This is a genomic window from Nonomuraea sp. NPDC049141 (genome assembly GCF_040648415.1).
In the GTDB taxonomy this organism is placed as follows: domain Bacteria; phylum Actinomycetota; class Actinomycetes; order Streptosporangiales; family Streptosporangiaceae; genus Nonomuraea.
On sequence record NZ_JBEZDR010000066.1, the window covers coordinates 1 to 6567 of the forward strand.

6 protein-coding genes are annotated in these 6567 nt (G+C 65.4%); 4 read left to right on the forward strand and 2 right to left on the reverse strand.

What is annotated here, in order from left to right; translation table 11 throughout:
• Positions 1 to 1965: hypothetical protein (locus AB0B91_RS63900; protein WP_358342753.1), on the reverse strand; the 1965-nt coding region annotated here is incomplete at its 3' end.
• A 1392-nt stretch (positions 1966 to 3357) separates the two neighbouring features.
• Between AB0B91_RS63900 and AB0B91_RS63905 the strand changes: the two genes are divergently transcribed.
• The 4 genes from AB0B91_RS63905 (at position 3358) to AB0B91_RS63920 (ending at position 6229) form a co-directional block, all read left to right on the forward strand.
• The gene (locus AB0B91_RS63905; protein WP_358342755.1) at positions 3358 to 3879 is read left to right on the forward strand and encodes a hypothetical protein; all 522 of its coding nucleotides are present in this window, start codon (positions 3358 to 3360) and stop codon (positions 3877 to 3879) included.
• Positions 3867 to 4286, forward strand: a complete 420-nt coding sequence (locus tag AB0B91_RS63910; RefSeq protein WP_358342757.1) for a tyrosine-type recombinase/integrase — start codon at positions 3867 to 3869, stop codon at positions 4284 to 4286. The genes AB0B91_RS63905 and AB0B91_RS63910 overlap by 13 nt, the downstream gene beginning before the upstream one ends.
• Positions 4283 to 4525 carry a helix-turn-helix transcriptional regulator gene (locus tag AB0B91_RS63915; RefSeq protein ID WP_358342759.1) on the forward strand — a complete coding sequence of 81 codons (243 nt, stop codon included), beginning with the start codon at positions 4283 to 4285 and terminating at the stop codon, positions 4523 to 4525. Before AB0B91_RS63910 ends, AB0B91_RS63915 begins: the two co-directional genes overlap by 4 nt.
• Positions 4526 to 4945: 420 nt before the next feature.
• Positions 4946 to 6229, forward strand: a complete 1284-nt coding sequence (locus AB0B91_RS63920; protein WP_358342761.1) for a hypothetical protein — start codon at positions 4946 to 4948, stop codon at positions 6227 to 6229.
• Positions 6230 to 6288: 59 nt separating this feature from the next.
• On the opposite strand, the gene AB0B91_RS63925 is transcribed toward AB0B91_RS63920, so the two are convergent.
• The coding region (locus tag AB0B91_RS63925) for a hypothetical protein (RefSeq protein WP_358342763.1) at positions 6289 to 6567 on the reverse strand (279 nt) is incomplete at its 5' end.

Below are 6567 nucleotides of genomic sequence, written 5' to 3' on the forward strand. Positions count from 1 at the left end.
CTCCTCCATCGTGTGGAACTCCACCTTCGCCCCGCCCACGATCGCGGCTTCCGAGGTCGTCCCTGCCTTGGCGATCCGCGTCCCATCGGCGATCTTGGTCGGCAACGCGTCCCAGACTCGAGATGGCAGCATGTGCAGCGGAGTGTTCGCATAGCCAGCGCCTTCGAGTTCGTCCATGCTGGCGAAGGGGATCTTCGCGCCGCCGACGACGGCGCCCTGGGCCGAGTCGCCGGCTTTGCCGATGCGGGTGCCGTCCTCGATGTTGTTGGGCAGCGTGTTCCAGACGCGGGTGGGCACCACGTACAACGGGTCATCGCCGTAGCCAGCGGCGTTGAGTTCGTCCATGCTGGCGAAGGGCACCTTCGCCCCGCCGATGATCGCCGCCTGTGCCGTTGAACCCGCGTTCTTGATCCGCGTACCATCCGCGATATTCGTTGGCAGGGCGTCCCAGGTGCGGGAGGGGACGGTCCACACGGGTCGGTCGCCGTATCCGGAACCGTTGAGCTCCTCCAAACTGGTGAAGGGCATTTTCGCGCTGCCGACGACCACGGCCTGCGCGGTCAAGGTGCCGTTCTTGATTCGGGTGCCGTCCATGATCTGTGTCGGCAGAGCGTTGAAGGCCCGCTCCGGAATGGCTCGCACCTTCGTCCCCCAGTCCGCGCCGAACCCGGCGTCGATGACCTCCTGTGGGCTGCCGAAGTTCACCCTTGCCGTGCCGATGAGAGCCGCCACAGGAGTCGACCCCTTGGACCCTTGGACGAGGGTGCCGTCCTGGGGGACGGTGGGCATGGTGTTGAAGTGCCGGGCGGGGATGGCGCGTACCTTCGATGCCCAGTCGGCGCCGTATCCGGAGTCGATGACCTCCTGCGGGCTGCCGAACGGTATCTTCGCACCGCCCAGGAACATCGCGACCGCAGTGGAGGCGCCACCGGCTGTGCCCTGGACCAGGGTCCCGTCGGCGGGGATGAAGCCGATCCGGTTGTAGCTGCCCGCCGCGATCGCCACCACTCGGCTGGCCCAGTCGGCGCCCTGGCCGACGTCGATGACCTCCTGAGGGCTAGCGAAGGGCACCAGGGCGCCGCCCAGCGTCATGGCCACAGGCAGGTCGGTGCTGCCGTCCTTGGCCTGTACCAGGGTGCCATCGGCCGGAGCCTGGTTCATGTGGTCACGGGCGTCGATGGACCAGTCCGAGATCTTCACCGGAGTGCCGCAGGATACCGGGGCAGCGCAGGAGTCCTGCCAGATGGGGGCGCCGCCGACGAAGATGTAGATCCGGCCGCGCTGGTCGATCGCTGAGAAGGCGTTGCGGGGAGTGGCGGGCCCTGCGTTGATCACCCCTTGCGTGGTCGGGCGCGGTGTTCCGGAGCAGATGTTGTCATTGCAGGTGGCCTGCCACACCGGGGCGCCGCCGACCATCTTGTAGATCCGGCCGGTGTCGGTGGTGCGCAGCAGCGTGCCGTCGGCCAGGTCACGCACGTCGGTCACCGGCTGCGGGCCGGGCGCGGGGCCGGGGGTATTGCTCCCCGGTGGCTGGCCGGAGCCGGCACCACCGGTGGGGAAATTTGTCCGGCTGCACTTGGTCTGCGGGCTTTTCCAGGTGCAGACGATCGACGCTGTGGGGATCTTGGCTGACCGGACGCTGTGCCACGGCTGGTCCCAACACCACCACAGGCCCAACGCCTTGACCCGGATGATGTCTCCGGTGACCTTGTAGGCGACCCGCGTGAACTGAACATACGCCTGCGCGTACCCTGTCCCGTGCGGGTCCACCGAAATCGTGAGTCCTTGGGCAGTGGCGGTCTCGGTCGCCACGGTCCTGGCTACCCCGGCCGAGATGGACGCACCCACCACTTTCGAGACCTCGAACGAGCCGCTCACGCTGGTCTCCACCGACAGTGACTCCTTCTCGGTCACGGTGAAGGTGGCGGTGGCCGGTGTCGACCCTTGGTTGGGAACTTTATGCAAGATCCCCCGGGGCTCCACGTCCTGGCTGGCCATCACGATCTCATAGGTGGAGTCGTCGGGCTGCGGCTCCCCACACAGGTAAATGCCCCGATTCGGGAAGGAAGCGACGGTATTCGCCGTCGAACCACGGGCAACCACCACCGCGTTGGCGGCGGTCGGCGATCCCTGCGCAACGAAAACCGCTGATAACAACAGCATAAAGCTGACCATGCGGCGTATCCATAGGTTCATTCTTTTCCTGTTCCGATTGGGAGCGTTCAAACGAGGACATTCGAGGCTTTATCTGCGATATCGATTCGGCTTTGGCATGCTCTGATCGCGAAGCTCATGGCACTCGTCGGCAGGGAACTCCTGGAGAGCTAGCTGAGTGGTCAGTGGCCGTCATACTGAATGTCCATAGGCGATCCTGTGTTCTGGACTAAGTGCATGTTTGACCAAGTCTGAAGACTAAGGCCGGCAGGACGCGTCACAGGCCGTCGATGGAGCGCATCAGGAAAGTGCGTTTCCGTTATCGGCCAGAGCCTCCTGTCGTCGATGTAGTCGTACACGTTCCGCGCTCCCGAAGTTTTCCACCCTGAACGGGCGCTTCACGAGTGGCACAACGGTCAATCTCCGCAGATTTCCTGCCAAATATTTGCGATTGTCAAGAGCCTGAGCCGACGAGAGTCAGGCCGTTGGAGCCCCATCCCGCCGGACCAGTGCCGTGATTTTAACCAGGTCGCCACCGGGCTACCGGATAGTGGCGGACGCCGTGGTGCAGGTGCGACGCGTCAGTTCGGCAGTGCTACTCGTCGGCATGACGAGAGGCGGCAACCCGAGCTCGACGAAGGCCAGCGAGCACATCGACGAGGGCTACTACGTGTACTACGTCTATCGGGTTGCGGAGGCCAGGGGGCGAAAGCAGAGCCGTCCTGCGCAGGCAAATGATCGTCACGATCAACGACAGCGGCGCCGACGTTCTACCCGTAGGGTCCGCGACGGCAAACCGAGCAGCCATGCCTCCAGCGCCCCTCCCGTGGACGGCCTGCGCAGCACAGGCAAGGTGCCGCTCGCGGTGACGGGCACGGGCCGTGTAAGAAATATCCCTTGAGTTGCTGCGGGTCTCTCAGGTCTCTCTAGCCGCAGGACCTGAGCCTATGTACTGGCGCTCCGGCTTCTTCAAGCATTGATGAGATTTCAGGAATTCTGAAGGTCTATCGTCCTGCTCGTTCGTCTTGCTGTGATGGTGAAGGCGAGGAGGCCGGAGTTGACGCTGGCGGTGGTGAAAGATCTTCGGGTGGCGCGTGCTCCGGCCACTGCTGAGGACCTGGAAGCGCTGGAGACCGATGTGCTGGCCGGGTTCGTGCTGGCACGGGCGCCGCAGGGTTGTCGGACGGCACGATCTCGTCCGACGTGGTGCACTTGGAGCAGGTGCGGGCGTGGTTCGGCCGGCCGCTATGGGAGATGGAACCCGCTGACGCCGACGTCTACTTCGGCAAGGTGCTGCGCAGCACAGCGAAGGGCACGCGGTTGGCGCGGGCTCAGGCGTTGAAGACGTTCTACCTGTTCCTGGAGCTGCGTCACAAGATCGAGATTCACCAGATGACCGGCCGTATCGTCGAATGCCCGATCGACGAGATGAACCGGCCACGCGGCCGTCAGCAGGCCAAGCTCCGCATCCCGCCGACCAGCGATCAGGTCGGCAGGCTGTTCGCCGGATGGCGGGAGGAACTGGCGACCTGCCGGAAGTTCGCGCCCGCCGCCCGGAACTTCACCGCCTGCCGGTTGATGGCCGACGTCGGCCTGCGGGTCAACGAGACCTGCAAGCTCGACCTGCCCGACATCAAGTGGGACCTCGGCCGGTTCGGCAAGCTCCACGTCCGTCTCGGCAAGGGCGCCGCGGGTCGGGCCCGCGTGAGCGGATGGTCCCCCTGATCAACAACGCGGGCGGGACGCTGCGCTGGTTCGTCGAGGACGTATGGGGCCAGTTCGGCGACGACCACACCAGGCCCGGTGTTCCGCTGCTGCTGTCAGAGCGGAAGAACACCGATGGGAGCGCGGCGCGGGTCGGGGACGAGACGATCCGCGCCGCGCTGGCCAGAGCAGCGCAGACGCATCTGCCGGACTGGCCGGACGTTGTCACCCCGCACGTCCTGCGGCACTTCTGCGCCTCCCAGCTCTATGCCTCGGGGATGGACCTGATCGCGATCCAGCAGCTGTTAGGGCACGCCTGGATCGCCACAACCATGAACTACGTGCACGTCACCGGCACGCACGTCGAAGACGCATGGCTCGCCGGTCAGCAACGTGCCGCGACCCGGCTGGAAGGACTACGGCGATGAAGTGGAATCTGCGGCTCGCGGCCGCCAACCGCGGCATCTGGAAAGCCTCCGAGCTCCAGCAGATGCTCGCCGATCACGGTCTGAAGATCAGCGCCGGGAAGATGTCCGGCCTGTGGTCCGGCGAGCCGGCCAGCATCAAGCTCGACGACCTCAACATCATCTGCGCTGTCCTCGGCTGCGGAGTCGAAGAGCTCCTCATCCCGGAGCCCGACAAGGTCAGACGCGTCGATGACGGCTAGGACAAGCAGGTCACGGCAGCAGTCTCGGGTGGCCCACCCGTGGTTCCGAAGCGGAAGGACGGTCGTTCTCTGCCGCCTGCGTGACATGCCGCCGCGACGGGTTCTGCATGGTCTGCAGAGCTGCATGGACTGCCTGGCCTGGGGAGTCCTCGGCGCTCGCCGATGCTCGTCCTGCACCGTGCTTCGACACTGTTACCCGGGCAGCGAGGGCGAATGCGCCGGGTGCAGCCGGACGCTCGCGCTGAAACGGGGTTACTGCAGGTTGTGCTGGCAGCAAGCCGCTTATGAGTCGAAGGCCGCGGGCGGCCTGCCCCGCGGCGCGGTCTCGGTCCTGGAGTCCGGGGGAAAACTGCCGTTCCAGCAGCTGTTCTTCGACCGGATGAAACGACGCCGTCCCGAGAGCCCAGTCCACGAACGGGGATGGCGGTCGCGGCCCAAGCCGCCCCGCCGCCTGCGGTCCGGCCCGCCGAGCGGTGGATCCAGCTCAGGCTGTTCGAAGCACGCCGGGACTTCACCAGGTTCAACGAGAGCGCCGATGTCGATCTCGCCAATCCGTGGCTGAGCTGGGGGCTCTATCTCGCCTATCGGCGGGGCGAGGCGCGCGGGTGGCGGCGTGGTGTTCGATTCGCTGTCCGGCGCGCCCTGATCATCTTGTTGTCCCGGCACGGCTGCCTCGACGTCGCCTACTACTCGCAGGTGTTGCCCGCGCTGCGCGCGCTGGACCTTACCGTCGAGCGGACCGTCGAGGTGCTGCAGGAGATGGGGGTGTTCGTCGATGACCGGCCGCCGGCCTTCGACGGGTGGCTGGAAGCCAAGCTCGAAGGACTCGCCCCAGGCATCCGAGACGACGTCGAGGCCTGGGCGCGGACGCTGCACGATGGCACGCCGCGGATCAAGCCCCGCAACATCAAGTCGGTCTGGATCCAGGTGAACCGGCTGCGTCCTACGCTGCTGCACTGGTCGGACCGATACGACCACCTGCGGGAAGTCACCCGGGAGGACCTCGCCGCGGTCCTCGATGGCCTGCAGGGATCTCACCGCTCGAACTTCCTGGTTGCGGTCCGATCGCTGTTCGCGTTCTGCCGCAAACGGCGCAGCATTTTCCGCAACCCGACCCGCGGCATCCGCATCGGTCAACATCCTTACGGCCTCGTCCAGCGGCTCGACCAGGACGACATCGACCGGGCGGCCGAAGCCGCCACCACCCCGGCCGCCCGGCTCGTGCTCATGCTCGCCGCCGTTCACGCCGCCCGCACCGGCGCCATCCGCTCCCTGCTCCTCGATGACGTCGACCTCGGCAACCGACGGCTCACCATTGCCGGCCGCACCCGCCCCATCGACGAGTTCACCCATCAGATCCTGCTCGAATGGCTCGATTACCGGCGCACCCGCTGGCCGAACACAGCCAATCCTCATCTGTTGATCAATCAGCTGAGTGCCCTCGGCACCGGTTCGGTCTCCAAGATCTACTTCGCCAAGAGGCTCCGCGGTCAGGCTGCCACGCTCGAACGCCTTCGCGTTGATCGGCAGCTTGAAGAAGTTCTCACACACGGCCCGGACCCGCTCCACCTCGCCGCAGTGTTCGGCCTCGACCCCAAGACCGCCATCCGCTATGCCGAGAACGCCCGCGTCCTGCTGGCCACCGCAGCCGAAGAGCAAGACCCCGCCAGTCGCGACGAACCCAAGGGTCGAAACAGCCCATGAAGCATGAAGACCCTTCAGTTCAGCTCGATGAACCTTCAGTTCGCATGAACTCTGGGACTTCAGCGGGGTTGAGGAACCCGGAAACAGCCGTTGGCGATGAGAATGATCTTGAGCGAAGTGTGACGACCGGCTTCGGTGTGAGATTGGTTCAGGTTCGCAATCCAGACATCTAGCGTGATCGTCGCTTTGACGGTGATCAGTGACATGTCTACCGTTGTCACCCATGCCTGTGGGGTTTTTGTCTGAGTGGGCATTGCGCGAGTTGATGCCCCTTTCGTCCTTTGCCTTGGGGAAGGCGGGCTGGTCAGGGCGTTATCAGCTGGGCCGGGGGCGTGGCT

Coding starts and splice junctions, on each gene's coding strand:
- AB0B91_RS63910 (WP_358342757.1), top strand. CDS start 3,867: ATGGTCCCCCTGATCAACAACGCGGGCGGGACGCTGCGCTGGTTCGTC.
- AB0B91_RS63915 (WP_358342759.1), top strand. CDS start 4,283: ATGAAGTGGAATCTGCGGCTCGCGGCCGCCAACCGCGGCATCTGGAAA.
- AB0B91_RS63920 (WP_358342761.1), top strand. CDS start 4,946: ATGGCGGTCGCGGCCCAAGCCGCCCCGCCGCCTGCGGTCCGGCCCGCC.